This is a genomic window from Pontibacter mucosus, assembly GCF_003054055.1.
GTDB lineage: Bacteria > Bacteroidota > Bacteroidia > Cytophagales > Hymenobacteraceae > Pontibacter > Pontibacter mucosus.
Map to the genome: position 1 here is coordinate 97,911 of NZ_QBKI01000005.1, position 26,300 is coordinate 124,210.

Annotated in this window: 16 protein-coding genes; 11 read left to right on the forward strand and 5 right to left on the reverse strand. The window is 55.3% G+C overall.

Going from position 1 to position 26,300, the window contains the following annotated elements:
* Nucleotides 1–85: 85 nt before the first annotated feature.
* Nucleotides 86–2,305 carry a bifunctional alpha,alpha-trehalose-phosphate synthase (UDP-forming)/trehalose-phosphatase gene (locus C8N40_RS11140; protein WP_108211854.1) on the reverse strand — a complete coding sequence of 740 codons (2,220 nt, stop codon included), beginning with the start codon at nucleotides 2,303–2,305 and terminating at the stop codon, nucleotides 86–88.
* A gap of 390 nt (nucleotides 2,306–2,695) precedes the next feature.
* On the opposite strand from C8N40_RS11140, the gene C8N40_RS11145 reads away from it, so the two are divergent.
* Nucleotides 2,696–3,295: a DUF2179 domain-containing protein gene (locus C8N40_RS11145; protein WP_108211855.1), complete on the forward strand. Its 600-nt coding sequence runs from the start codon at nucleotides 2,696–2,698 to the stop codon at nucleotides 3,293–3,295.
* Nucleotides 3,296–3,433: 138 nt separating this feature from the next.
* Here C8N40_RS11145 and glgB read toward each other — a convergent pair whose 3' ends face one another.
* The 3 genes from glgB to C8N40_RS11160 are packed head-to-tail and all read right to left on the reverse strand — an operon-like array spanning nucleotide 3,434 to nucleotide 11,129.
* Nucleotides 3,434–5,752, reverse strand: a complete 2,319-nt coding sequence (gene glgB, locus C8N40_RS11150; protein WP_245905081.1) for a 1,4-alpha-glucan branching protein GlgB — start codon at nucleotides 5,750–5,752, stop codon at nucleotides 3,434–3,436.
* Nucleotides 5,745–9,083 (reverse strand): maltose alpha-D-glucosyltransferase, encoded by a 3,339-nt coding sequence (gene treS, locus C8N40_RS11155; protein ID WP_108211856.1) that lies wholly within the window; start codon nucleotides 9,081–9,083, stop codon nucleotides 5,745–5,747. The genes glgB and treS overlap by 8 nt, the downstream gene beginning before the upstream one ends.
* Nucleotides 9,084–9,107: 24 nt before the next feature.
* The gene (locus C8N40_RS11160) at nucleotides 9,108–11,129 is read right to left on the reverse strand and encodes an alpha-1,4-glucan--maltose-1-phosphate maltosyltransferase (protein ID WP_108211857.1); all 2,022 of its coding nucleotides are present in this window, start codon (nucleotides 11,127–11,129) and stop codon (nucleotides 9,108–9,110) included.
* 215 nt (nucleotides 11,130–11,344) lie between these two features.
* Here C8N40_RS11160 and treZ point away from each other — a divergent pair, with 215 nt between their 5' ends.
* From treZ to C8N40_RS11205, 9 genes are all read left to right on the forward strand, one after another.
* Nucleotides 11,345–13,195: a malto-oligosyltrehalose trehalohydrolase gene (gene treZ, locus C8N40_RS11165; protein ID WP_108211858.1), complete on the forward strand. Its 1,851-nt coding sequence runs from the start codon at nucleotides 11,345–11,347 to the stop codon at nucleotides 13,193–13,195.
* A gap of 3 nt (nucleotides 13,196–13,198) precedes the next feature.
* A complete protein-coding gene (locus C8N40_RS11170; RefSeq protein ID WP_108211859.1) occupies nucleotides 13,199–15,622 on the forward strand; it encodes a DUF3536 domain-containing protein in 2,424 nt (807 codons plus the stop codon).
* Nucleotides 15,623–15,624: 2 nt separating this feature from the next.
* Complete coding sequence (gene treY, locus C8N40_RS11175; protein WP_108211860.1) at nucleotides 15,625–18,330, forward strand: malto-oligosyltrehalose synthase; 2,706 nt, start codon at nucleotides 15,625–15,627, stop codon at nucleotides 18,328–18,330.
* A 34-nt stretch (nucleotides 18,331–18,364) separates the two neighbouring features.
* Entirely contained in the window at nucleotides 18,365–18,793 is a 429-nt protein-coding gene (locus C8N40_RS11180; protein ID WP_108211861.1) for a hypothetical protein, read from the forward strand.
* 185 nt (nucleotides 18,794–18,978) lie between these two features.
* Entirely contained in the window at nucleotides 18,979–20,514 is a 1,536-nt protein-coding gene (malQ, locus tag C8N40_RS11185) for a 4-alpha-glucanotransferase (protein ID WP_108211862.1), read from the forward strand.
* A 148-nt stretch (nucleotides 20,515–20,662) separates the two neighbouring features.
* Nucleotides 20,663–21,079 carry a hypothetical protein gene (locus tag C8N40_RS11190; protein WP_108211863.1) on the forward strand — a complete coding sequence of 139 codons (417 nt, stop codon included), beginning with the start codon at nucleotides 20,663–20,665 and terminating at the stop codon, nucleotides 21,077–21,079.
* A 152-nt stretch (nucleotides 21,080–21,231) separates the two neighbouring features.
* Nucleotides 21,232–21,618 carry a hypothetical protein gene (locus C8N40_RS11195; protein ID WP_211318080.1) on the forward strand — a complete coding sequence of 129 codons (387 nt, stop codon included), beginning with the start codon at nucleotides 21,232–21,234 and terminating at the stop codon, nucleotides 21,616–21,618.
* Between the two features lie 123 nt (nucleotides 21,619–21,741).
* Nucleotides 21,742–22,629 (forward strand): dienelactone hydrolase family protein, encoded by an 888-nt coding sequence (locus C8N40_RS11200; RefSeq protein WP_108212064.1) that lies wholly within the window; start codon nucleotides 21,742–21,744, stop codon nucleotides 22,627–22,629.
* 266 nt (nucleotides 22,630–22,895) lie between these two features.
* Nucleotides 22,896–23,462, forward strand: a complete 567-nt coding sequence (locus C8N40_RS11205; RefSeq protein ID WP_108211865.1) for a thioredoxin family protein — start codon at nucleotides 22,896–22,898, stop codon at nucleotides 23,460–23,462.
* On the opposite strand, the gene C8N40_RS11210 is transcribed toward C8N40_RS11205, so the two are convergent.
* A complete protein-coding gene (locus C8N40_RS11210; RefSeq protein WP_245905082.1) occupies nucleotides 23,434–24,279 on the reverse strand; it encodes a murein L,D-transpeptidase catalytic domain family protein in 846 nt (281 codons plus the stop codon). The genes C8N40_RS11205 and C8N40_RS11210 overlap by 29 nt on opposite strands.
* A gap of 170 nt (nucleotides 24,280–24,449) precedes the next feature.
* Between C8N40_RS11210 and C8N40_RS11215 the strand changes: the two genes are divergently transcribed.
* Nucleotides 24,450–25,808, forward strand: a complete 1,359-nt coding sequence (locus C8N40_RS11215; RefSeq protein ID WP_245905083.1) for a M23 family metallopeptidase — start codon at nucleotides 24,450–24,452, stop codon at nucleotides 25,806–25,808.
* Nucleotides 25,809–26,300 lie beyond the last annotated feature (492 nt).

Consider the following 26,300-nt stretch of genomic DNA (forward strand, 5'->3'; position numbering starts at 1 on the left):
TACTAGTTTTACGGCAATTGGTACAAAAAACAAAAGCCTCACCCGAACAATGTTCACCGGTGAGGCTTTTATACTTTTCAATTTATCAGCCAGTCATGAGCGCGCCGCCCGTCGCCTGCTCCTGGTTAGTGCCCTGCAGCAAGCGCTCCAGCATCTCCCGGGCCTCCTGGCAGGTATCCACATGGTACTTCGCCACAGAGGACGCATTACCTACCTTTATGGTGTAGGCGTTGCGCGGCATAGCTTTAAAGATATCCTCATCGCCCCAGTCGTCGCCCACGGCCATCACAAACTTGTGCGGGAACTTGCTCAGCCAGTAGCTTGACGCCTTGCCTTTGTTTATCTCCTGGGCCTTCACCTCCACGGCCATCTGCCCATCCAGCACCTGCAGGTTGCTGTTGGTAGCCAGGAAGTTGAGGTGGCTCACCAACTCACGGGCACGCAACTCGCCCAGGCCGGTTTCCACGCGGCGGTAATGCCACACCAGCGAATATTCCTTCTCCTCGATAAAGGAGCCGGGCGTGCGGTCAACGTACAGGTCCAGAATCAGGCGGATGTCTTTTTTCCAGTCATCCATCAGGCTGAGCATGGTTTGCCAGCCCGTGCCACGCTGTTTTATCCAAACGCCGTGCTCGGCAATAATATCGATGTTGAGGTGGCCCAGCCAGTCCTGCATGGTAGCTTTCTCGCGGCTGCTCATCACCACCACCCTGTTCTTCGGATCGTTGCCCAGGCGCTCCAGCAGGTCCATCAGGTCATCATCGGGGCGTGCCATCAGCGGCCGGTTGCGGTAGTCTACCAGGGCGCCGTCATACTCCAGGAAGAACAGGCGCGAGCTGGCCGACTCGTAGGCGTTGCTCATCTCCAGGAAGGTAGACTCGTCGAGGTAAGTGGTAGCCAGCGACAGCTGCTTTATCTTGACATAAGACAGGCGGTCCATGAACATGCTGACCCAGTGATGGATGTTGTAGCGCTGCAGCGACTCCTGCATGTTGGCCATGTGCTGCACCTGCTCCTCTTCCGGCATCGTAAGCGCCTGGTAGATGGACTCCACCATCTGGTTGATATCGTTCGGGTTGATGAGAACGGCGTCGGAAAGCTCCTTGGAGGCCCCGGCCATCTCACTAAGTATAAGCACCCCTTTCTTGTCGAGCTTGCTGGCCACGTACTCCTTGCACACCAGGTTCATGCCGTCGCGCATCGGGGTTACGAGCGCCACATCGGCCATGCGGTAGAAGGCCGAAAGCGTTTCCAGTGGGTAGGAGCGGTAAAAGTACTGGATTGGGTTCCAGCTGATGTGGCTATACTTACCATTGATGCGGCCCACCAGCTCGTCCACCTCCTCTTTGAGCTCTTTATACTTCTCCACTGCATCGCGGCTTGGCACCACCAGCATCAGCAGCGTTACCTTGTCATGAAACTCGGGGTATTTCTCCAGGAACAGCTCAAAGGCCCGCAGGCGCTGCGGGATACCTTTCGAGTAGTCGAGGCGGTCGATGGAAAGTATGATTTTTTCGGCGTTGAGGTTGCTCTTATAAATCCGCTCGCGCTTCATCACTTCGTCGGTAGCGGCAGTGCCCGCATACTTCTCATAGTCGATGCCCATCGGGAAGGAATCGACCAGGAGCGAGCGGTTTGGCGTGTTGACCCAGCCATGCATGCTGCCATAGCCCACAATGCGGTTCACCGAGCTCAGGAAGTGGCGCATGTCATCATAGGTATGGAAGCCAATGAGGTCGGCCCCCAGCATGCCCTCCAGCAGCTCCTTGCGCCAGGGCAGCAGGCGGAAAACCTCGTAGCTGGGGAACGGAATGTGCTGGAAAAAACCGATGGTGCTGTCGGGCAGCCGCTCGCGCAGCATGCTTGGCAGCAGCAGCAGCTGATAATCGTGCACCCAAATCGTATCCTCCGGACCGGCCTGCGCCACTACCGCCTCACAGTACTTCTGGTTCACTTCCACGTAGGTTTCCCAGAGCTGCTGGTCGTAAATGGCATACTGGCTGAAGTAGTGGAAAGTGGGCCAGAGCGTCTCGTTGCTGAAGCCTTCGTAGAACTCCTTTATCTCGGTTTCGGTCAGAAAAACGGGGCTCATGTTCTCCCCTACCAGGTCAGAGGCAATCTGCTGCTGCTTCTCCGGCGCTGTCACCACCAGTCCCGGCCACCCAATCCAGAGGTTATCCCCCTGTTTATAGATGGAGCCCAAGCCGGTAGCCAGGCCTCCCTCACTTGTTTTGTAGCTCAGTTCCCCGTCTTTCTCTTGCAACTTTACAGGTAGCCTGTTCGATACGATAATCAGTTTTGCCATGCTCTGTGGTAATTTCCCCGGCAAGCAGTGCAGCAGGTAGATTAGCTGTGTATAAAGTACTGCAGTTTGCGCCGGGTAATTGTTTTTTCCTGTGGTTGATACACATCAACCTACCTCACATACGTATAATCAGCGCAGCACGTTCTATAATATAGGAAAATATATATTGACGGATGATTAGCAGGTACTTGCCCTGTGCCAGACCATCTTATTCAGAAAGTGTACTTTCGCCGGCAAGTATAAATCATGGTGTCCCCGGTTTACATACTGCTCCTGGTGCTGCTGTGTTTAAATCAAAAGCATTACTTAGGCAGCAGGTTGTGCCGGCCTGGTTTGCCGCTGTAGCAGGGCTTTCGTAACTTAGCTTCTGCCCTTATAAAAGCATTAACTATGGATTTTTTCGATGGTATCGACCCGACGATTGTAGATTGGGTAATCATACCTGCCCTTATTTTCTTAGCCCGTATCTGCGACGTTACCCTGGGCACCCTCCGCATTGTGTTTGTCTCAAAAGGCAATAAGGTAGTGGCCCCCATACTTGGCTTCCTGGAGGTGCTTATCTGGCTCGTGGCGATTACGCAGGTGATGGAGAACCTGGACAACGTGGCCTCTTACCTGGCCTGGGCCGGTGGCTTTGCGATGGGTAACTTTCTGGGGTTGCGGGTGGAGCAGAAGCTGGCGCTGGGGCAAATGGTGGTGCGCGTCATTACCGTGGAGCCGGCCGATGAGCTTATCAAGCGGCTTTCCGGCCACGGCTATCGCCTTACCTGCGTGGATGCCCGCGGCACCCGCGGCAAGGTAAACCTGTTGTTTATGATCGTGAAGCGCAAAAAGCTGCAGCACGTGCTCGATATTATCCGCAGCTACAACCCGCAGGCGTTTTACTCGATAGAGGATGTGCGCTCCGTGGCCGATGTGGAGGTGCCACAGGCCAAGGAAGAGCGCCAGGTAAGCTTGTCGCGGTTTTTCCCGCTCAGAAAAGGAAAGTAGACAAAATTAAAGTATAGCTTTTCCTCTCGTGAAAAGTATAAGCTTCCGTTACTATATCATCATACAGTATAGCGCCCCGCCAAAGTATAAAATATACTTTGGCGGGGCGCTATTTATACTTTGCCCGGCGTATTTTTTCTACTGATGCTGTCCATTCGTCAGCTTAAAGTATACCACACTCAGCGGCGGCAGCTTCAGGGTCATGGAGTGGGCCTGGCCATGGAACGGCTCTGCCATCGTCTGCACCGGTTCCAGGTTGTGCACATCGCTGCCGCCGTAGCGCCTGTCGTCGGAGTTGAAGATCTGCACCCATTTACCGGCATGCGGGACGCCGATGCGGTAGTGCTCGTGCAGGGCCGGCGTAAAGTTGCATACCACCAGTATCTCCTCCTCCGGCTTGTCAGCCTTGCGCAGAAAACTCATCACCGAGTTATGGGCATCGTTCAGGTCTACCCACTGGAAACCCTCCGGGCTGAAGCTGTGCCGGTACATGCCGGGTTCTGCCTTGTAGATAGCATTTAGCTCGCGCAGTAACTGTTGTATGCCCTGGTGGTTAGGATACTGCAGCAGGTGCCAGTCCAGGCTGCTGTCGTGGTTCCACTCACTGCCCTGGGCAAGCTCGGCTCCCATAAACATGAGCTTGCTGCCCGGGTGCGCAAACATGTAGGCATAGAGCGCACGCAGGTTGGCAAAGCGCTGCCACTCATCGCCGGGCATCTTGCCCAGCAGGGAGCCCTTGCCATGCACCACCTCGTCGTGGGAGAGCGGCAGCATGAACCTTTCCGAGAAAGCGTAAACCAGGCTGAAAGTGATCTCGCCCTGGTGGTAGCGGCGGTAAATCGGGTCTTTGGAGAAGTAGTGCAGCGTGTCGTGCATCCATCCCATCATCCACTTCATGTTAAAACCAAGCCCGCCATTTTCCACCGGACCCGTTACGGCAGGCCAGGCCGTAGACTCCTCTGCAATGGTAAGCACCTCGGGGAAGGTTTTGTGCACCGCCTGGTTGAATTCCTTCAGCAAGGAGATCGCCTCCAGGTTCTCGCGCCCCCCGTGCTCGTTCGGAATCCACTCGCCTTCCTTGCGGCTGTAATCCAAGTATAGCATCGAGGCGACAGCATCCACCCGCAGGCCATCCACGTGGTATTTATCCAGCCAGAACAAGGCGTTACTGATCAAAAAGGAGCGCACCTCGTTGCGGCCGTAGTTAAAAATGTAGCTGTTCCAGTCCGGATGGAAGCCTTTGCGCGGGTCAGCGTGCTCAAACAGATGCGTCCCGTCGAAGTAGGCCAGCCCGTGCTCGTCGGAAGGGAAGTGCGAGGGCACCCAGTCCATGATAACGCCGATGCCGTGCTGGTGCAGCACATCGATCAGGTGCATCAGATCGGTTGGGGAGCCCAGCAGGCTGTGCGCCGCAAAGTAACCGGTAATCTGGTAGCCCCACGAGCCGCTAAACGGGTGGTGCATCACGGGCATCAGTTCCACGTGCGTGTAGCCCATCTCTTTTACATAGGCAGGTAATTCCTCAGCCAGTTCGCGGTAGGTGAGCGGGCGGTTGTTGTCCTCGGGCTTGCGGCGCCAGGAGCCCAGGTGCAGCTCGTACACGCTGTAGGGCTGCGGCTGGCCCGCTTTGTTTTTACGCTCCTCCAGCCAGGCCTGGTCCTGCCACTCATACGTTAGTTCGCTCACGATGGAGGCGGTTTGCGGCGGTACCTCGCGGCAGAAGGCAAAGGGGTCGCTCTTCTCCACGTGGTAGAGGTGGTATTTGGATTTGATGTGGTACTTGTACATCATGCCCGTGCGCACGTCGGGGATAAACCCTTCCCAAATACCCGAACCGTCCTGGCGAATGTGCAGCTGGTGGCTCCCGCGGCTCCAGCCGTTGAATTCGCCCATCACTGATACCTCCTCTGCGTTCGGAGCCCACACGGCAAAGTATGTTCCCGGCCGCCCGTGCATCTCCATCGGGTGCGAGCCTAGCTTCTGGTACAGACTATAGTGCTTTCCTTCCTTAAACAGGTAGATGTCGAAGTCCGTGAGAAGACTGGCATACCACACCGGCTGGTCCGGCTGCTGCTCCGCCGGTGCAGTCACACCACCGGCCTCCGCTGTCTTGGCGGCAGGGGCTTTGGCTTTGGCGCGTGTGCGGGTTTTGGCTTTCACCACCTCCTGCCCCCCCTCCTTAGCAGCTACCTGCACCGGCACCTCGTCCGCCTTCTTGGGCCTCCCGCGCTTCTTGGCGGGCGCGGCTTCCGGTGCTGTCAGGGGCAATCCCATTTCGGCGGCAGGAACCTCAGCTTCCTTTTTGCGGCCCCGCCTGGCGGCGGGCTTGGCTGCACCCGCAGTTTCTTCAGGGGCCAGCGGCTTCTCCTGCGCTCCTCCTAAAGCACCTGGGTTGGCCTCGGTTACTTTGTTTTGATCGGTAGTCTCGGGGGTATTGGGTTCTTTTCTCTTAGCCATTCTTATACTTTTTCATGATGTACTTGATGCCTCTGATAGGGATGAGCACCCAATCCGGACGGTTATTCAGTTCATAGCCCAGCTCATAGATCGCTTTCTCCAGCAGGAAAGTATGGATGAGTGTCTCAAAGTCCTCTTCCTTGGCCGGTACAATGCCAGTACCCATGGTTTTGCCCAGGTAGGCGTGCATGTAGAAGCCGCTGGCATAGTGGTACCATTGCTCGGCCCAGGCCTCCAGGTAATCCACATCCTCCTTGCGCAGCCCCTCCTCCTGGAACAGGGCGCTGTAGGCGGCATAGTGGAACGAGCGGATCATACCGGCCACATCGCGCAGGGCAGAGCGCTTGAGACGGCGCTCACTGAAGGAGCGGGCCGGCTCGCCCTCAAAGTCGATGATGTAGAAATCCTTGCCTGTGAACAGCACCTGGCCCAAGTGGTAATCGCCGTGGGTCCTGATCTTCTGGGTATCTATCTTATGGGCAAAAATCATCTTGAGGCGATCCAGGATCTCACCGCGCATCTGCAGCACCTCCTCGGCCTCTGCGCGCACCTGCTCCGACAGCTCCGGCAGGTGTTTCTGCAGGCTATCGAAGTTGCTGCGCACCAGCGAGGTGAGCGAGGAATAAAGCGAGCGCTGGTAGTGCAGCGAGAAGTTCTCCGGCACAAAGTCCTTGTTACCGTTGATGGAACCGAGCGCCAGGTGCATTTCTGCCGTGCGGCTGCCCAGCAACTCCAGGCGTTCCACGTGGGCGCCGCCTATCTGCAGCTGCACCTCCTCCGGAATCTCAGTGAAAGCCAGCGGCCGCGACAGGGAGCCGGAAACCGCATTCGCTTTCAGGCGCTCGGTCTGCGTTTTCAGGCGCTCGTAAAGGCGCTTGAGCGAGTCGCCGAAGTAGCTCCAGGCATCGCCCTGGTTGGGCACCAACTCCTGCAGCATCATCAGCACCATAGGCGGTTTGTTGCCCTCTTGCTGCTCCAGCGAGCCCAGGTAGCGCGGCACATGTTCAAAGCCCACCTGCTCGGTCAGCATCTGCACCACCTCCACGTCCGGGTTCAGGGTGCGGTCCAGCTTGCGGTATATCTTCATGAAGAAGGCGTTGTTGTATACGATGGACGTATTGCTCTGCTCAGCCGACAGGATTCTAGAGGTAAGAGGTCCTTCCATGTTCTTCAGTTCCGAGGCTACCTCCCGGTGGCTGTAGCCCACCAACTCTGCCCCCTCGTGGCGAAGCTTCTTGCGGCGCACCATCAGCTGCAGCAGCATCTGCCGGAAATCGTCGCTGTAGAGGGCGTCATACAGGATACCCTCTTTCCCGTCTATACTGACGCGGGCAATAACGGCATCAGGGCAGTGGTCGCGCAGCTGCTGCTCCAGATCGCCGGCGGCAAAGGCTATAGGCAGCTGGTATACTTCCGGCAGGCCTTCGTTGTAGCTTACCTCCACAAACAGCAGGGAGGCGCCTCCCCCTTTCAGCATCGGCAGCGGCATGTTCTGCACCACCTGCATGCGCTGCAGCGTGCGGGCCTTGCCTCCAAACCAGCGGCGCTGCCAGATGTAGTTCGGCAGCACGCGGTTCTCCAGCTCGCGCAGGGTGCGGGCATCAAACGGCTGCCGGAGGTTGCCCATTTTCAGGGCTGGCCTGGCCTGGTCCTGCACCGACTCCTGCACGACCACCTGCGGCCGCAGTTCCATCCAGTAATAGCCGTGGCCGCTTATGGTAAACAGGTATGGCTCGTCTTTTATACTTGGGAACTTGTTTTTGCTGAAAACCTCCATCGGAATGTAGCCCTTGTACTCGCGCAGATCCAGCTCCACTGCCTCCGGGAAGCGTGACAGGTTGGCTATCACCAGGATGGTCTCGTCCTCGTACTCGCGCACGAAGGCCAGCACCTTGGCGTTGCTCGGGTTGAGGAACTTTATACTTCCGCGGCCAAAGGCTTTGTAACGCTTGCGCATGTTGATGATGCGGCGCATCCACCACAGCAGGGAGTTGGCGTTGTGGTTCTGCGTCTCCACGTTCACCGATTCATACTTATACTCCGGGTCGATGATGACAGGCAAGTATAACTTCTGCGGGTTGGCGTCGGAAAAGCCGGCATTGCGGTTGTCGTTCCACTGCATCGGGGTGCGCACGCCGTCGCGGTCGCCGAGGTAGTAGTTGTCGCCCATGCCGATTTCGTCGCCATAGTATACCACCGGCGTGCCTTTCATCGAGAAGAGCAGCACGTTCATCAGCTCTATCTTGGCGCGGTCGTTGCCCAGCAGCGGAGCCAGGCGGTGGCGTATACCAAGGTTGATGCGGGCCATCGGGTCCTTGGTGTATACTTTGTACATATAGTCGCGCTCCTCGTCGGTCACCATCTCCAGCGTCAGTTCGTCGTGGTTGCGCAGGAACATGGCCCACTGGCAGCTCTCGGGTATAGCCGGCGTCTGGTTAAAGATGTCGATGATCGGGTAGCGGTCCTCCATCTTCACCGACATGAACAGGCGCGGCATGATGGGGAAATGGTAGTTCATGTGGCACTCGTCGCCGTTGCCAAAGTAGGACGCCGAATCCTCAGGCCACATGTTGGCCTCGGCCAGCAGCAGCTTGCCGCTATACTTCTGGTCCACGTGGGCGCGCAGCTTTTTGAGGAAGTCGTGCGTCTCGGGCAGGTTCTCGCCGTTCGTTCCCTCGCGCTCAAACAGGTAGGGCACGGCATCCAAACGGAAACCGTCCACCCCCAGATCGAACCAGTAGTCGAGGGTCCGGAACACCTCTTTCTGCACGGCCGGGTTGTCGTAGTTCAGGTCGGGCTGGTGCGAGAAGAAGCGGTGCCAGTAGTACTGCCCAGCCACGGGATCCCAGCTCCAGTTGCTCGGCTCATAGTCGGTAAAGATGATGCGCACATCCTTATACTTGTTCGGGTCGTCGCTCCACACATACCAGTCGCGGTACTTGGAGCCCTTCTTGGCCCTGCGTGCGCGCTGGAACCAGGGGTGCTGGTCGGAAGTATGGTTGATGACCAGCTCGGTAATCACTTTCAGACCACGCTTATGCGCCTCCCGCACAAACAGCTTGAAGTCCTGCATGGTGCCGTAGCTCGGGTTGATGCTGAAGTAATCGGCAATGTCGTAGCCGTCGTCGCGGAGGGGCGAGGGGTAAAAGGGCAGCAGCCAGATGGCGGTCACGCCCAGGTCCTCGAGGTAATCGAGCTTCTGCATCAGGCCCTTGAAGTCGCCTATGCCATCGCCGTTCCCGTCTTTAAAAGCCTTGATGTGCAGCTCATAGATGATGGCGTCTTTGTACCAGTGGATGTTGTCGTCAAACTCGAATTTTTCGTCTGCCATAATTGTGGTCAAAAGGGTTCTTGCTTATTCGTTGGTGTGGTGGTCGGATGGTAGCCAGGTATCGTCTAAATTATCATGTCCCATGCCCGGGTTGGCCTCTTCGATACGGAACACGTGCACAGGCATCTCGTGCGGGCGCAGTTCCACGAAGTTGTACTCACCGGTCCAGGTATACTTGCGCTCGGTCAGCAGGTCGTGCACCAGGTACTGCTTGTCGGATGGCATCTTCATTTTCCAGAGGGGCACTTTCACCCAGCCGCTCTGCGTGTTATGCGGGTCCAGGTTCACGACCACGAAGATTTTGTTCGTGTAATCGCTGCTCCACTTGGCGTAGCTGAGTATGGCCTGGTTGTCACAGTCGCCGAAATGGATGTTCCAGGTGGTTTGCAGGGCCGGGTTTACCTTGCGGATTTTGTTGATGAGCGTGATGACCTCGCGTATCTTGGTCAGTTTGCCCCAGTCCCAGTGCCTGATTTCATACTTCTCCGAGTCATAATACTCCTCCTTGCCCGGCACCGGCTGGTTGATGCCGAACTCATACACCGGCCCGTAGAGGCCATAGTTGGAGGAAAGCGTGGCCGCCATCACCACGCGGGTAATATGCGCCGGCTCGCCGCCCTCCTGCAGCGCATAAGGCAGAATGTCGGGCGTGTTGGGCCAGAAGTTGGGGCGGAAATACTCGCGCAGTTCGGTCTGCGTCAGCTCGGTCATGTACTGGCGGATCTCCTCGGCGGAGTTGCGCCAGGTATAGTACGTATAGGATTGCGTAAAGCCAATCTTGGCCAGGCGTTCCATCACGCGCGGGCGCGTAAAAGCCTCGCTCAGGAAGATCACCTGCGGGTACTGCTTGCGGATATCGGCTATCACCCACTCCCAAAAATTAAAAGCCTTCGTGTGCGGGTTATCCACCCGGAACACATAAACGCCCTGCTCAATCCAGTGCACCAGCACACGCTTAAGCTCGCGCCACAGATTCGGCCAGTCCTCTGTCTCAAAGTTAACGGGCAGCACGTCCTGGTACTTCTTGGGCGGGTTTTCGGCATACTGCACCGTGCCGTCGGGGCGCCACTTAAACCACTGCGGATGCTCCTTCACGTACGGGTGGTCCGGAGAGCATTGGATGGCAAAGTCCAGGGCCACCTCGATGCCGTGCTCCCGCGCCTGCTGCACAAATTCACGGAAGTCGTCTGGAGTGCCCAGCTCCGGAAGTATGGCATCGTGCCCGCCCTCTGCCGCACCAATGGCCCAGGGCGAGCCCGGCTCGCCCGGCTCGGAGGTAACGGAGTTATTCTTGCCCTTGCGGAAGGCGCGGCCAATGGGGTGGATAGGCGGTAAATAAATGGTATCAAAACCCATTTCGGCTATGCGCGGCAAGAGTCGGATACAATCCTGGAAGGTGCCGTGGCGGCCCGCCTCCTGCCCGGCAGAACGCGGAAAAAACTCATACCAGGCGCTGAACAGCGCTTTCTGGCGCTCCACTTCCAGCTGAAGGTTTTTATCGTAGGTGGTTACGTTCTCTTTCTCGCAGCACACCTCCATCAGCTCGCTCACATCGCGGCCGGTGGCAAAGGCCACATCCTCGGCCACCGAGTGGCTGTTGCGCAGCTGCTCGGCCCATTTGCGCAGGCGCTTCTGCTGGCCAGGCTTGGATTTCTCGGCGGCGGCCTCCATGAGTTGAGCTCCTATCTGCAGCTCCACGCGCACGTCCTGGTTGGCCTCATACTTCTTCTTCAGCCCTTTCTGCCAGGTATAAAAGTGATCTACCCAGCCCTCAATGGTATACTCGTAGCGGCCCATCGCATCCGGGGTGAAAGAGGCCTGCCAGCGGTCGTTCCCAAGAAACTCCATGGGCACTGTCTCCCATTTTCGGCGGCGTGTGTGGCGGTACAGCAGCCGCGCCTTCACCTCATCATGTCCATCGGCAAACACATCGGCGGTAACGGTTATCTCCTCTCCCACTACCCTTTTTGCCGGAAACCTGCCACCGTTTATCTCAGGTTTTACATTCTCAATTACTACACGTTTTGTTCCTTCGAGCTGTTCCATTAAGCGTTGTTTATACTTTACCCGTTGTACGTACTTATCCTGGATAAATATGTTTCGTTGAATATTTCGAGACAGCCTCCCAAGGCTTGCCGGCGATCCTGGCATTCCCAGCCAAATCACCAAAAAAGAGGCCTTGCCATACTTTTACACCGGAATAACGGACAACCTATTACCCGCAAAGTCAGTTAATACGTGCTGAGTTAATTCACGTTTTTATGGCCATACTAAGAGAGATAGGAGCGCATTATTCGCCGGAGAAGGAAGGCACCGTTTTTACCGTTTGGGCCCCAAAGGCAAAGCAGGTGGATGTATTGCTGCACAAGCCCGAGCCCATACGCGTGCCCCTTCAGCAGGAAGCCATGGGCTACTGGACTGCCCTGAGCGAGTTTGCCAACCCCGGCACGCGCTACACCCTTATACTTGACGAAGAGACAGAGCGGCCCGATCCAGCCTCCCATTTTCAGCCCGACGGCGTGCATGGTTCCTCTGCCGTAGTAGACCATACTTCCTTTGCCTGGACCGACAAAAACTGGAAGAACCTGCCGCTGCATGAGTACATCATTTACGAGCTGCACGTGGGCACCATTACCCCGGAGGGCACTTTCGAAAGTATGATAGAGAGCCTGCCGGAGCTGAAGGAGCTTGGCATCACCGCCATCGAGATCATGCCGGTGGCGCAGTTCCCCGGCAGCCGCAACTGGGGCTACGACGGCGTGCTTCCCTTTGCTGTGCAGAATTCCTATGGGGGTCCCGAGGGGCTGAAGAAACTCGTCAATGCCTGCCATGAGCAGGGAATAGCGGTGGTGCTGGACGTGGTCTACAACCACATGGGGCCTGAAGGGAATTACCTCAACGACTTCGGCCCCTACTTCACCGACAAGTATAAAACGCCCTGGGGTTCGGCCCTGAACTTCGACGACAACCACTCGGATGCGGTGCGCAACTACTTTATCCAGAATGCCCTGATGTGGCTGCGCGATTACCACATAGACGCCCTGCGCCTGGACGCCGTGCACGCCATTTACGACATGGGCGCCCGCCATTTTCTGCAGGAGCTGCAGGAGCACGTGCAGGAGCTGGAGCAACAAGTCGGCCGCGATTTTATACTTATCGCCGAGAGTGATTTGAACGACGTGCGCCTGATAAACCCGGTAGAGCGCGGCGGCTACGGCCTGGATGCGCAGTGGAGCGACGATTTCCACCACGTGGTGCACACCCTGGTCACCGGCGAGCAGGAAGGCTATTACGTGGGTTTCGGAAAACCCGAGCAGCTGGCCAAGGTGATGACAAAGGCCTTTATGTACGACGGGCTCTACTCCGAGCACCGCCACCGCACCTTCGGCAGCAGCACCGAGCACAACCGGGCCGAGCAGTTTGTGGTCTGCTCGCAGAACCACGACCAGGTGGGCAACCGCATGCTGGGCGAGCGCCTCTCCGAACTGGTGGATTTTGAGACGCTGAAGGTGGTGGCCGGGCTGGTGATACTTTCGCCTTTCGTGCCGATGCTGTTTATGGGCGAAGAATATGGCGAGAAGAACCCGTTTTTATATTTTGTGAGCCACGGCGATGAGGAGTTGATAGAGGCTGTGCGCAAAGGGCGCCGCGAGGAATTCAAGAGCTTTGCCTGGCAGGGCGAGGCGCCGGACCCGCAGAGCGAAGACACCTTTAACCGCTCCAAACTCAGCCGCAGTTATACTTCTGATGCCCGGCAAAACCAGCTCCGCGAGTTTTACAAGCGCCTGCTGCAGCTGCGCAAAACCTCCGTCGCCCTCCAAAGGCCCAACAAAGACAAGGTTTCGGCCCGCCTGGATGCCCAGGAAACCGTACTACACCTGGTGCATCAGACAAAAGAGCCAAACCTGTACTGCCTCTTCAACCTCAGCGACGCGGAGCAGAGCACCACATTGTCCCCGGCCCTGGAGACCTCCGGCAGCTGGAAGCCCGTCCTTCATTCCGCCTCGACAGCATGGGGCGGTGCGAACGCAAACTTACCCGGGACGATAGAGCATCAGTCGGAAGTGACGCTGCCTCCAAAGTCGTTACTTATACTTCAACAACAGCAATAGCCCATGAACAAGTATATCTGCATACACGGGCACTTTTACCAGCCGCCCCGCGAAAACCCCTGGCTCAACGAGGTGGAGCTGCAGGAGTCTGCGGCCCCCTACCACGACTGGAACGAGCGCATCTCCGACGAGTGCTATGCCCGCAACTCCGCCTCGCGCATCCTTAACAGCGACGGCAACATCATCGACATCATCAACAACTACAGCTACATCAGCTTTAACTTCGGCCCTACCTTGCTGGAGTGGATGCAGAAAAAAGACCCGGAAACGTACCAGGCTATACTTGATGCCGACAAGCAAAGTATGAAGCGCTTCTCCGGCCACGGCTCGGCGCTGGCGCAGGTATACAACCACGCCATCATGCCGCTGGCCAACGAGCGCGACAAGCACACGCAAGTCATCTGGGGTATCTACGACTTTAAGCAACGCTTCGAGCGCGCGCCGGAGGGGATGTGGCTGGCTGAAACCGCAGCCGATATCCCAACGCTGGAGGTCCTGGCCGAGTACGGCATCCGGTTCACCATCCTGTCACCCTACCAGGCCAAGGCTTTCTGTAAGATCGGGGACAAGGATTGGACGGATGCCAATGGAGGCAGCATCAACCCGCGCCGCCCCTACCTGTGCAAACTGCCCTCGGGCAAGGAGATTGTGTTGTTTTTCTATGACGGGCCGGTGTCGCAGGGCATCGCCTTTGAGGGGCTGCTGTCGCGTGGGGAGGATTTTGCCGAGCGCCTGAGCAGCACCTTTGAGGAAGGCACCAAAGAACCGCAACTGATGCACATTGCCACCGACGGCGAGACCTACGGCCACCACCACCGCTTCGGGGAGATGGCCCTTTCCTACGCCCTTCATCACATACAGGAGGAAAAACTGGCGCAGGTAACGGTGTATGGCGAGTTTATGGCCAAGTACCCGCCAAAGTATGAGGTGCAGATCATCGAGCCCAGCTCGTGGAGCTGCGCGCACGGCGTGGAGCGCTGGCGCAGCAACTGTGGCTGCAACACCGGCAGCCACCCCAACTGGAACCAGGAGTGGCGCAAGCCCATCCGCGAGGCCTTCGACTGGCTGCGCGATGAAATCACCCCGCTTTATGAGCAGGAGCTTACCAAGCTTGGCGCCGACCCCTGGTCTACCCGCAACGATTATATAGAGGTGATCATGGACCGCTCGGAGGAAAATGTGACTGCCTTTATCAAAAGCCATACTTCCCGGGAGCTCACCCAGGAGGAGCAGGTGCGTTTCCTGAAGCTGATGGAAATGCAGTACCATGCCCTGCTCATCTACACCAGCTGCGGTTGGTTTTTTGATGAGGTAACCGGCATCGAAACCGTACAGGACATCCTCTATGCCGCCCGCGTACTACAGCTGGCCCAAAACCTGGGCAGCCGCGACCTGGAACCTGAATTTGTAGAGCGCCTGCGCCAGGCCAAGAGCAACTACCGGGAGCGAGGCGATGCCGCCGCCAGCTACATGCGCACGGTGAAGCCGACCATGATAGATTTGCTGCGCGTGGGTGCCCACTATGCCGTGGCCTCCCTGTTCCGGGAACAAGGCGAGGTGATGGAGCTCTACAGCTACGCCGCCACCTCCGAGGCATATGAGTACAAACAGGCCGGCCGGCAGAAACTGGCGGTGGGGCGAGCCCGCATCAAGAGCAAAATAACCTGGGAAGAGTTAACCGTCACCTTTGCCGTGCTGCACCTGGGCGACCACCAGTTGTTTGGCGGGGTGCGCGAGTTTATGGGCACGGAGGACTATGAACGGCTGTCGCAGGCGCTCAATTCGGCTTTTGACCGCGGCTACGTCAGCGAGGTAATCATGCTGCTCGACAAGCACTTTGAGTCACACAACTACTCGTTCTGGCACCTGTTCAAGGATGATCAGAAAAAGATACTCGACCAGGTGCTGGCCCTAACCATGGAGAACCTGGAAAACGACTTCCAGCAACTCTACGACAACAACTACTCCCTCATTTCGGCCATCCAGACCATCGGCATGCAGATGCCGCGCCCGCTGCAAACCACCGTGGACTACATCGTGAACACCCGCCTGCTGCACGAATTTGAATCGGAGCAGCCCAGCCCGCAGGAGGTAAAGCGCCTGCTGGAGGAAGTGCAGCGCATGGACGTAACGCTCAGCTACGAGGACCTGGAATTTGCCCTGACGCAGCGCGTGGATCAGATGATGAAAAAGCTACAGGAAAACCCGCAGGACGAAGCCACCATGAACCTGCTGATAGAGCTGCTGGAGGTGGTGTCGGACTCCAAACTGCAAACCGACTATTGGCAGGCCCAGAACATCGCCTTCCGGATGCAGCAGGATGGCTACCAGGACCTGAAACAACGTAGCGAGCAAGGCGACCAGCAGGCTAAAGCATGGATCGAAAAATTTGAAAAGCTCTACCAAAACCTCAACCTGAAAGTATAACTATGACCTATATCCCCTCGGGCACTTACCGTGTGCAGATTTCTCCAAAGCTAAAGCTCAGCGACATCAGGCAGCTCATCCCGTACCTGCACGAGCTAGGCGTTAGCACCATTTATGCCGCCCCATTTTTCTGCGCCCGACCCGGCAGCGAGCACGGCTACGACGTTACCGCCCCTTACGACATCAGCCCGGAAATCGGCACCAAAAAGGAGCTGCAGGAAATTGCGTTGGAGCTGAAGCGCCGAAACATGGGTTGGCTGCAGGATATCGTGCCCAACCACATGGCTTTTCACCCCGACAACGTTTGGCTGATGGACGTGCTGGAGAAGGGGCCGCAGTCGCACTTTTATACTTTCTTCGACATCCACTTCCACCACCCGGACTTCAGCGGGCAGGTGATGGTGCCGTTTCTGGGAGAGCCGCTGGAAAAGGTGCTGGAGCAAAACCAACTGGAGCTAAAACTGAGTGATAAAGGCATCACGATCAACTACTTTGACAACGCCTACCCGCTGTGTGTTTCGTGTTACCGGCCCTTGCTGGAGGAAGCGCTGCAGGTGTCGGGCAACCCCGAGGTGACGCCACTGGCGGAGCGAAGCCTGAAGGAGCTGGCTCTGCATGAGGCTGAGGAAAGTATAAACCCGGCTGCCTGGGGCAACTTTAAGCGGAAGCTGTACAAAAACGAAACCCTGCGACAGGCGCTGGAGCAGGTGTTGCAAAGTATAAATGGCAAGGAGAAGAAGCTGCGGAAACTGCTGGACAGGCAGCACTTTATACTTTGCCACTGGCAGGACACGGAGCGGCAGATAAACTACCGCCGCTTCTTTACCGTGAACGACCTGATCTGCCTGCGCATGGAGAAGCCGGAGGTGTTTGAGCAGTACCACCAGTTCATCAAGCAGCTTTGCGACCAGGAGCTGGTGCAGGGGCTGCGCGTGGATCACGTCGACGGCCTGTTTGACCCGGCTACTTACCTGAAGCGCCTGCGCCAACTGGCCGGCCCGGAGCAGTATGTGGTGGTGGAGAAGATTCTGGAAGGCGAGGAGCACATGCCCGAGAACTGGCCGATACAGGGCAACAGCGGCTATGACTTCCTCGCCTGGATAAGCAATCTTTATACTTCCGCCAGCGCCCGCGAGCCGATCACGCAGGCCTATAGCCGCCTGGTAGCCGATGCCGCCACCGACTATGAGCAGCTGGTGTTCGACAAGAAGATGTTCATCCTGACCAGCTACATGCAGGGGGAGCTGGAGAATTTGCTGCGCCTGCTACAGGAGCGCCAGCTGATACCGCTGGAGCCGGAGGAGCAATGGCGAAAAGCCCTGGCAACGCTGCTGGCCGCCTGGCCGGTGTACCGCATTTACAGCAACGACCTGCCTATCGCCAAAGAAGAGATGAAGGTGGTGGAAGAGGCGTTTGAGGCAGCGCACAAGCAAGCTCCGGCTTTGAAGGAGCAATTGCAGCACCTGCACTCGCTTTTTATGCTGGAGCCGGAGGACACCGAAAGCCGGAAGCACCACAAGTTATACTTTGTGATGCGCAGCCAGCAGTTTACGGGACCGCTGGCAGCCAAAGGCGTGGAGGACACGACCTTCTACAACTATAACCGGCTGATCTCGCTCAACGAGGTGGGTAACAGCCCGGAAATATTTCACCTGAGTCCGCAGGATTTCCATGAGCGCATGATGTACCGGCAGCGCACCTACCCGCACTCCATCAACGCCACCGCCACCCACGACACCAAGCGGGGCGAGGACGCCCGCCTGCGCCTGAACGTGCTGACAGAGCTAGTTGAAGAATGGGAGCAGAAGGCTAAAGAGTGGGTGGAGATCACCAGGAAGTATACTTCGGAGCCGGTGGAGAACGATTTATACTTTCTACTGCAAACCTTGCTGGTCGTGATGCCGCTGAACGGCGAGGTAGATGAGGCCCTGGTAAAGCGGGTGCAGGAGTACCTGGAGAAAGCGCTGCGAGAGGCCAAGAACAAAACCGACTGGTCGGCGCCGAACGAGAAGTATGAGCAGGCCATGAAGGACCTGGTGCAGCAGTTGCTGGTGCAGGATGAGGACTTTATGCACTCCTTTCAGCCGTTCTTCCTGAAGGTGGCGCACTATGGTTGGCTTTACTCGCTTGGCCAGACGCTGCTCAAAATTACCTGTCCCGGCGTGCCGGATGTGTACCAGGGCACCGAACTGTGGGATCTGAGCCTGGTAGACCCCGACAACCGCCGCCCCGTGGAGTACGACCTGCGCCGCCGCTACCTGCAGGAACTGCAGCAAGCCGAGGCACAAAGTATAGAAAAGCTGCACGAGGAGCTGTTGCACCATCCCGAAGACGCCAGAGTAAAATTATACTTGCTGCACACAGCCCTCACCACCCGCCGCGACCTCCAAACCCTCTTCGATAAGGGGGATTACATTCCGCTGCAGGTGCAGGGGCCAAAACAGGAGCACGTGCTGGCCTTCGCCCGCCACCACCAGGGGCAGTGGGCGCTGGTTGTTGTGCCGCTGTTGTTGGTGAGCCTGGTGGATAGCCACGATTTGCCGTTGGGCCAGGAAGTATGGCAGGACACGAGTATACTCTTGCCGGACAACGCTCCGAAAGTATGGCAACAGGCACTGGGCAACGGTACTATAAATGCAACCAATACCCTGTCGGTGACGGACGTTCTTAAAACGTTCCCATTAGCACTCTTAACTACAGAATCGTAGTTATTCGTTGGGCATCATATAAATAAGAATTGCGATGACTATTAAAGAGGCGATAAACAATATCATTGAAAGAAACGAAGAGATGTCACGCTTTTTAGAAGATGAAGGGAATGATTACTCTCTTGACGTAGTTGACATAGCAGCCTCAAAGTATGTAGAGTTACTTCAGAAGTGGAATTTTAATTTAGGCCTAGGCTCATACTTTGCCAATATCCTCTTGGTGTTAAATGATGAAAAACTTATCACTCAATTTGACCTACAGGATGTAAGAAAGCTATATGAAAGTCTTTTAGATTTTCAAGAATGCAATCTTGACAACTATGTTGACTTGGCACATTTTGAACATGCTATCATGGACAACAGTGAACATGCCAAGCAAATCACTTTGAATGGTATTATGATGGCAAAACGAAAAATTGAAGAGCTTGAAAGTTTGCTCAAGCACATAGAAAGAGAAAAGTAAATTAAGAACATTGCCCGACCACATGTATATTCTATGCTTTCGCACGTCTTCTACACCAGTCCGTCAATTTTTATTAATTATTAGCTACCTGCTCCCTAACCTTCTAACTTTTAACTCAAAAGCTCCAAAGTATGGCGTCTCCACAACTCTCTAACTCCCAAACTCTTTAACTCCCAAACTCTACCATGATTGTACCTCAACGCAGCGCAGGCATTTTGCTTCACATCACCTCCCTTCCCTCCCGCTTCGGCATCGGCGATTTGGGGCCGGAGGCGTTTAGGTTTGCCGACCAGCTACAGGAGGCGGGGCAACGGTACTGGCAGATCCTCCCGCTCAACCCTACCGAGGTTAGCACGGGCAACTCGCCCTACAGCAGTCACTCGGCCTTTGCCGGAAACCCGCTGCTCATCAGCCCGGAGGAACTGGTGCACGATGGCCTGCTCCACAACAAGGATTTGCAGCACAAGGAGAAGTTTGACGATGCCCGCGTGAATTTTGAGCAGGTGACCAGGTATAAACTGAAGCTGCTGCGCAAAGCGTACCAAAACTTTAGCGAGGAGCTGCCGGACGTGCTCTGGAAAGATTTTACAACGTTTCAGAAAGAGCAGAAGCTTTGGCTACAGGATTACGCCAATTTTGTGGCCTTCAGGCAGCATTTCAAAAACAAGAACTGGACGAAGTGGCCCGGGGAGATAAAGTGGCGCGACGAGCAGGCCGTGGAGCAGCTGGCTGAAAAGCTGCGCGAACAGGTAGAGTATGAGATGTTTCTGCAGCTCCTGTTTTACCGCCAGTGGCAACGGCTAAAGGAGTACTGTCTCAGCAAAGACATCCTTTTCTTTGGCGACATGCCCTTCTACGTGAGCCACGACAGCGCCGACGTCTGGAGCCACCCTGGTATTTTTAAGCTGGACCGCGATGGCAAACCCACCGCTGTATCGGGAGTACCGCCAGACTATTTCAGTGAGACAGGGCAGCTGTGGGGCACGCCGGTGTTCGACTGGCAGGTACTGAAGGAGCAGAATTTTGATTGGTGGCTGCACCGCATCGAGCACAACCTGCGTCTGTTCGGCCTACTCCGCCTCGACCATTTCCGGGCTTTTTCGGCTTACTGGGAAGTACCTGCCGGCGAGGAAACCGCCATTAACGGCAAGTGGGTGAAAACGCCCGGCGCTCCGCTGCTCAAGCTGTTGCAGCAGCAGTTCAAGGAGTTACCGATTGTGGCCGAGGATTTAGGCGAGATAGACCAGCCCGTGCGCGACCTGATGGCGAAGTTTAAGCTGCCGGGCATGCGTGTGCTCTTGTTTGCCTTCGGCGAGGACCTGCCGCAAAGTCTCTACGCCCCGCACAACCACACCCAAAATAGCATCGTGTATACCGGCACCCACGACAACAACACCGTGCGCGGCTGGTACGATAAGGACGCCTCCCAAGGTGACAAGCGCCGCCTGCGTGCCTACAGCACCCACCGCGTGAACCAAAGCAACGTGCATACTATCCTGAACTGGCTAGCGTATAGTTCAGTCTCGCAGCTGGCCGTGCTGCCCATGCAGGACGTGCTGGGCCTTGGCAACGAGCACATCATGAACAAGCCCTCCACTGGCAACGGCAACTGGGAATGGCGCCTGCAACCCAAGCAGTTCACACAAGCCCACATACAGGAGTTGAAAGATATGGCTACCCGGTACGGCCGCTGGCAGGATGAAGAAACGAAGGAAGTATAGCTGAGGCTATACTTTTTTATGTTTGCTGGAATAATACTCTATTGTTAAAGGAGTATAAGCTGGAGGATTTGAAGCTGAATTACTCCAGATATAGTGCTTATAAGTATATGCTTGCATTTATAAAATAGTTAGTGGTCATTATTAGATTATGAAGATATACGACGAATACAAATCAGAATTTATAGAAATACAAAGGAATCATTCTGAAGACTACTATTACCCAAGTGTCAATTTGGAAATAAAAATAAAGACTAGAATTCTTGAAGCAAACATTGAAAGCATTTGGGTTGAGCGAAAAAACATTGAAGCTTTTATTGATAACTTAACAATTCTAGATGAAACTAGAAAAGGCAAGGCCATCTTAGTAGGAATGTCGCCTGAGCGCTTTAAACTAGAATTAGTTGGCATTGATGATTCTGGACATCTGGGAATAGGAATAAGGATTGAAAATGAAAATTTTTCAGAAACCGGTTATAATAATGTGATTCAAACCGGATTTAAAATTGATGCGGGGCTTATTTCTTTATTGATTACCGACTTAAAAAGAATAATAAAGAACCACTAACAACACCTGCAAAGCTCCAACTTACATTTTAGCCTAGTCCTTTACCACACACCACTCATCTAAAGTATGATTTATAAGATTGACGTAGAAGATCTGGAAAGTATAAACCACTTGATTTTGACGCGAGTGTTCAGTTCGAGGATCTTCAGAGCTTGAGTATAGAAGCGCCCATCACGTTCCAAATAGAAAGACGGTGCTTTGAAAATGTGAAAAGGAAGAGGTTTCTGTTTTGGACCAGCACCAGTTTTGGCGGTAAAACATCTGCCATCACTTTATCAGGAGTAACAAAAATTGAGCTGGAAGGTATAGACGAGAGGTTTAAGGACAATCACTTTATACAACAGTTTACCTATGATGCTGTAAACGATGTTCTTGCCCTGCATACCGTTTTCGGCTTAACAGTAAAGTTTACCATCGGCAAAGATTTTCAGGGAGAGTTAGCTGATTTAAAGGATAGCAGCTTTGGTGCCGGCATACTGCTTGGCTCAAAAGGCTTCACCGAAGAAGAGTGGGAAATGCTGAAAATAAACCAAACGTAGCCAGACCTATACTTTGTGTCCCGCCCGCATTTGGTATGCCGTGTTTTTCACTTCTGTTGTTTTTTGAGTAACTTATGAACCACTCATCACAACCTACATTTGACCAAGCAAAACCAATCCACCATGGACGAAATCATAAAAGAAGACATCAAACAGGAAGTATTTGACCTCTACGATGACTACGCGCACAACCGCATCAACCGCCGCGACTTTGTGCAGAAGCTTTCCGTTTATGCTGTTGGTGGCCTGACGGTCGGTTCGCTGATGAGTTTCCTGATGCCCGATTACCAGGGCGCCATTCAAATAAAGGCGGGAGATCCGCGCATCAAATCAGAGTACATCTACTACCAGTCGCCAAACGGTGGCGGCAAGATAAAGGCCCTGCTGTCGATGCCTGCCAGCGGCAAGAAGAAACTGGGCGGCATTGTGGTAGTGCATGAAAACCGGGGCCTGAACCCCCACATAGAGGATGTGGCCCGAAGAGCTGCTCTGGCAGGCTTTGTCTCCATTGCCCCGGATGCCCTCTCTCCGCTTGGCGGCTACCCCGGCAACGACGATGAGGGCCGCGAACTGCAAAGCAAACGAGACCGGAACGAGATGCTGGAGGACTTCATTGCCGCTTACGACTACCTGAAAAACTATACCATCTGCAATGGCAAGGTAGGCGTGGTGGGCTTCTGTTTTGGTGGCTGGATTTCGAACATGATGGCTGTGCGGATTCCGGATTTGGCAGCGGCTGTGCCTTTTTACGGTGGCCAGGCTCCCCCCGAGGATGTACCGAAAATAAAGGCGCCCCTGCTGCTGCACTACGCTGAGCACGACGAGCGCGTGAACGCCGGCTGGCCGGAGTATGAAAAAGCACTGAAAGAGCACGGCAAAACGTATAAAGCCTACATTTATCCCAACACCAACCACGGCTTCCACAACGATACCACGCCCCGTTTCGATAAAGAGGCAGCAGAACTGGCCTGGACACGCACCATCGACTTCTTTAAGAAGAAGCTGAGGTAAGTATAGCTGGACAGGTTCCTGCTATCAGGATTCCAGGCCTCCCCTATTGTAATTTATACTTTCTGACAGCAAAAAGCCGTGGCCGGTAAACCTTAGGGAATACCGGCCACGGCTTTTTGCATTTACTTTATACTTTCAGGAGCAGTTATACTTTACCGACCGCTTAACCTGCTTACATACTGTTTGTTATCATCAGGTAAAAGCTTATATTAGTAACAAGCATGGTAACAAACGGTTTTACTCCTACCCTCTAACCCTCACAAACTATGGCACAGCAAAGCATACAAACTGTTCTTGGCTCCAAGGCACACAATTTCGCCCTGGTGGATATGGTTTCTGATAAAATCGTGACGCTGCAGGACGTGGCCTCGCCCAAGGCTACGGTTATCATGTTTATCTGTAACCACTGCCCTTACGTCAAGCACATCCTGCCGACACTGGTGCAACTGGCCGCAGAATATAAAAGCGAGGGCGTAAACTTCGCCGCCATCAATGCCAACGATGTGGCTGTTTCGCCGGAAGACGGGCCGGAGCAGATGAAGCAGCTGGTCCGGGAAATGCAGTTTCCTTTCCCCTATCTCAACGACCAGACCCAGCAGATAGCGCGCAACTACCAGGCCGAATGTACTCCTGAGTTTTTCGTGTACGACGGCAGCCTGCGCCTGGCCTACCACGGGCAGTTCGATGGTTCCCGCCCCAGCAACGACACACCTGTAACGGGCGAGGACCTGCGTCAGGCATTGGATGCTCTCCTGGAAGGTAAACCTGTGGCTGAGGAGCAGCTCCCCAGCATTGGCTGCGGCATTAAGTGGCGGGCGCTGAACCCGGCGTAGGCGGCAAATCCCGCTTATTTTCGTGCACCAGCTCGGTCATGGCCGAAACGTGGTCCAGGTACTGCGAAGTATAGGCATCGTTGGCGGCGTGTATGTACATGGTGGTACCACCTTTTACTGCCCCGATGATTGCCTCATGATCCTCCATCGGGATGGCAGGGCAACCCAGGCTCCTGCCCAACCGGCCGGCCTGTTCAATAAATTCCTCCGAGGCATACTCAGCGCCGTGCATCACAATGCAGCGCTCCCGGGCATTGGTGTTGTAGCCTTCGTCCATCCCGTTTAGGCGCAGCGAAAGGCCGTGCTTGCCGTAATAGATATCCTCGGTCACGTAAAAGCCAATGCTGCTCATGAACGATTTGTTCTCGTTAGAGAACTCCGTGGCAAACTCCTGCCCGGAGTTCCGGCCGTGCGAAACATAGGTGTTGTACAACAGTTCCTTTTTCTCCACATCTATCACCCAAAGCCGCTTCTCGTTCGACGACTTCGTAAAATCCACAATGGTGATATAAGGTTTGTCTGATACCTCGTTGTTATGGCGCATGTTGTAAAACCCGGTAAGCGCCTTGTTAAATACTTCGAACCGCATTCCGGCCTCCTGCAAGCCCATCGTGCTGTACAGGTTATAGGCCACCTGGTTAAAGTGCATCAGCCTGATATTCGTCATTTTGCGCTTCAGGGTGGCAGCATCCGGGTGAGGCATGGCAGTGCCCTGGTTCACGGGTGTTGCCAGCGGCGTCAGTATAAGTGGCGCAAACAGGGGCAGCATTTTGCGGCTCAGTCTGCGGCGCATGTATCTCCATCTCGGCTTTCTCATATCTCCACAATTTTATACTTATTGGTTTTACGGGATGGCTTCGGCACGGTTTAAACTATGGCACGTGCACCTCATCTTTTACAAACAACTATACCACAACAGCTTATACTTTCAAAGGCACCATTTTTGCCTGTATCCGTGTTACTTATACTCAGTAAAACACTCTCTACATGTATCGAAACAGACGCAGCTTTACAAGCGCCCTATTTTATACTTTTCTGATTTTTATACTTGCCGGCTGTAGCCAGCAGCAGACCTTGCGCGGTGTGTTTAAACACCAGACGCCACACGAGAAATACGCAGCCAAACTAAAGGATGCTAACCTGCATGAAACGGCCCTGGGGCAACAGTGGCTACAGGCCAGCGAGCAGGCGCTGCAGGACTCCATTACCATCACCCTGCCTTTTAAGGAAACCGGCTACTTTGCCGCCGACAAACCCCGGGCACTGGGCTACCGCATACCGGCCCAACGCGGCCAGCGCCTTATCGTGAACCTGGAAGTGCAGGCCCGGGAGCAGTTGCAAGTGTTTATGGATTTGTTCGGGACAGAGGGCGGAAAGCCCAGCCACGTTGTCGCTGCCGATACGGCTGCCACTACACTGGCCTATGAGGTGGAGGAAGACCAGCAACATATACTTCGGGTGCAGCCAGAGCTGCTGCGAAGCGGGCAGTATACCGTTACCATTCAGGCAGCGCCCATACTTGCTTTTCCGGTGGCCGGCAAGAGTAGCCGCCACATTGCCAGCATCTGGGGTGACCCGCGTGATGCCGGTGCCCGCAGCCACGAAGGGATTGACGTATTTGCCAAACGCGGCACGCCAGCCATTGCCGCATCAGACGGCATCGTGCGACAGGTAGGCACCTCGCCACGCGGCGGCAAAGTCGTATGGCTCACCGACCTTAACCGCAGGCAAAGCTTGTACTATGCCCACCTCGACAGTCAGCTGGTGCAGGTGGGGCAACAGGTAAAGGCAGGCGACACGCTGGGGCTGATCGGCAACACGGGCAATGCCCGCACCACTGGTCCGCATTTGCACTTCGGGATTTACCGCTACGGCCGCGGTGCCACCAACCCTTACCCGTACATACACCAACCCACTGCCCCGGTGCCGGCTGTTAAGATAAACGCTGAGTTGGTGGGCAACTGGGTTCGGGTACGAAGCCGGAATGCCAATGTGCGATTACAGCCGGGAGCAACATCGGGCGTATACCGCACGCTGCCGCAGCACACGCCCCTGCAGGTTACAGGCGGCACTTCCGATTGGTACCGGGTGGCCCTGCCGGATGGGAAAGAGGCCTACATTGCCAGCAGCGTGGTAGAGCCCGCCAAGCAGCCGGTTAAGTATAAAAAGCTCGCCTCCGATACCGATTTGCTGGACCAGGCACACCCGCAGGCCGCCGCGAAAGACAGTTTGCCCGCCGGCGAAAGTATCGTCATACTTGGCAGCTACCAGGGCTTCGACCTTGTGCGGAACGAGGCCGGGGAAATGGGCTGGGTTCATCCGCAACAGACGGTGAGTGTACGGTAGTAAGGGTTAAGTCTGCTGTTACGGTCTTCTGTGACAGTGCTTTTGCAAAGTATAAACCCCTTCCAAACCTCCCCTGAAAACAGGGGAGGGAGTTCTGCAATACCGGGTCCAACCACCCCTGGCCCCTCCTTGTCTAAGGCGGGGAATTTCTGCAAACGATTACATCCCCCTACCCCCTTCAAAGGGGGACTCTGGCTGAGGCTCCGTTAGCCGTAGCTATCGACCTTATCCCAGCCTTTGGGTGGAGCGCCTTGTAGATTTCTGGTTTCGCTTCAGCGATATTGCGACGCAAGGAGCAAAGGAAATGTACACCGCGCGATGCCCGAAGGCGAGGCCTCCCGGCCTGGGAGGGCAGAAAGCGGGAGATGAAACAATAGGTATGTAAGGCTGGAGGATGAACGGCGGCTAGCAAAGATTGCTTGTGTCAAGCGGAAGGAAGCAAGGGCTAGTAAAGTATAAACCGGAAAGTATAAAAGCATGTATGATTGCGCG

Excerpts from the sequence above, each read along its gene's own strand:
- treZ (WP_108211858.1), top strand. The coding sequence starts at position 11,345 with ATGGCCATACTAAGAGAGATAGGAGCGCATTATTCGCCGGAGAAGGAA.
- C8N40_RS11190 (WP_108211863.1), top strand. The coding sequence starts at position 20,663 with ATGAAGATATACGACGAATACAAATCAGAATTTATAGAAATACAAAGG.
- treS (WP_108211856.1), bottom strand. The coding sequence starts at position 9,083 with ATGGCAGACGAAAAATTCGAGTTTGACGACAACATCCACTGGTACAAA.
- C8N40_RS11210 (WP_245905082.1), bottom strand. The coding sequence starts at position 24,279 with ATGAGAAAGCCGAGATGGAGATACATGCGCCGCAGACTGAGCCGCAAA.
- glgB (WP_245905081.1), bottom strand. The coding sequence starts at position 5,752 with ATGGCTAAGAGAAAAGAACCCAATACCCCCGAGACTACCGATCAAAAC.
- C8N40_RS11160 (WP_108211857.1), bottom strand. The coding sequence starts at position 11,129 with ATGGAACAGCTCGAAGGAACAAAACGTGTAGTAATTGAGAATGTAAAA.
- C8N40_RS11215 (WP_245905083.1), top strand. The coding sequence starts at position 24,450 with ATGTATCGAAACAGACGCAGCTTTACAAGCGCCCTATTTTATACTTTT.
- C8N40_RS11200 (WP_108212064.1), top strand. The coding sequence starts at position 21,742 with ATGGACGAAATCATAAAAGAAGACATCAAACAGGAAGTATTTGACCTC.
- C8N40_RS11170 (WP_108211859.1), top strand. The coding sequence starts at position 13,199 with ATGAACAAGTATATCTGCATACACGGGCACTTTTACCAGCCGCCCCGC.
- C8N40_RS11180 (WP_108211861.1), top strand. The coding sequence starts at position 18,365 with ATGACTATTAAAGAGGCGATAAACAATATCATTGAAAGAAACGAAGAG.
- malQ (WP_108211862.1), top strand. The coding sequence starts at position 18,979 with ATGATTGTACCTCAACGCAGCGCAGGCATTTTGCTTCACATCACCTCC.
- C8N40_RS11205 (WP_108211865.1), top strand. The coding sequence starts at position 22,896 with ATGGCACAGCAAAGCATACAAACTGTTCTTGGCTCCAAGGCACACAAT.
- C8N40_RS11145 (WP_108211855.1), top strand. The coding sequence starts at position 2,696 with ATGGATTTTTTCGATGGTATCGACCCGACGATTGTAGATTGGGTAATC.
- treY (WP_108211860.1), top strand. The coding sequence starts at position 15,625 with ATGACCTATATCCCCTCGGGCACTTACCGTGTGCAGATTTCTCCAAAG.
- C8N40_RS11140 (WP_108211854.1), bottom strand. The coding sequence starts at position 2,305 with ATGGCAAAACTGATTATCGTATCGAACAGGCTACCTGTAAAGTTGCAA.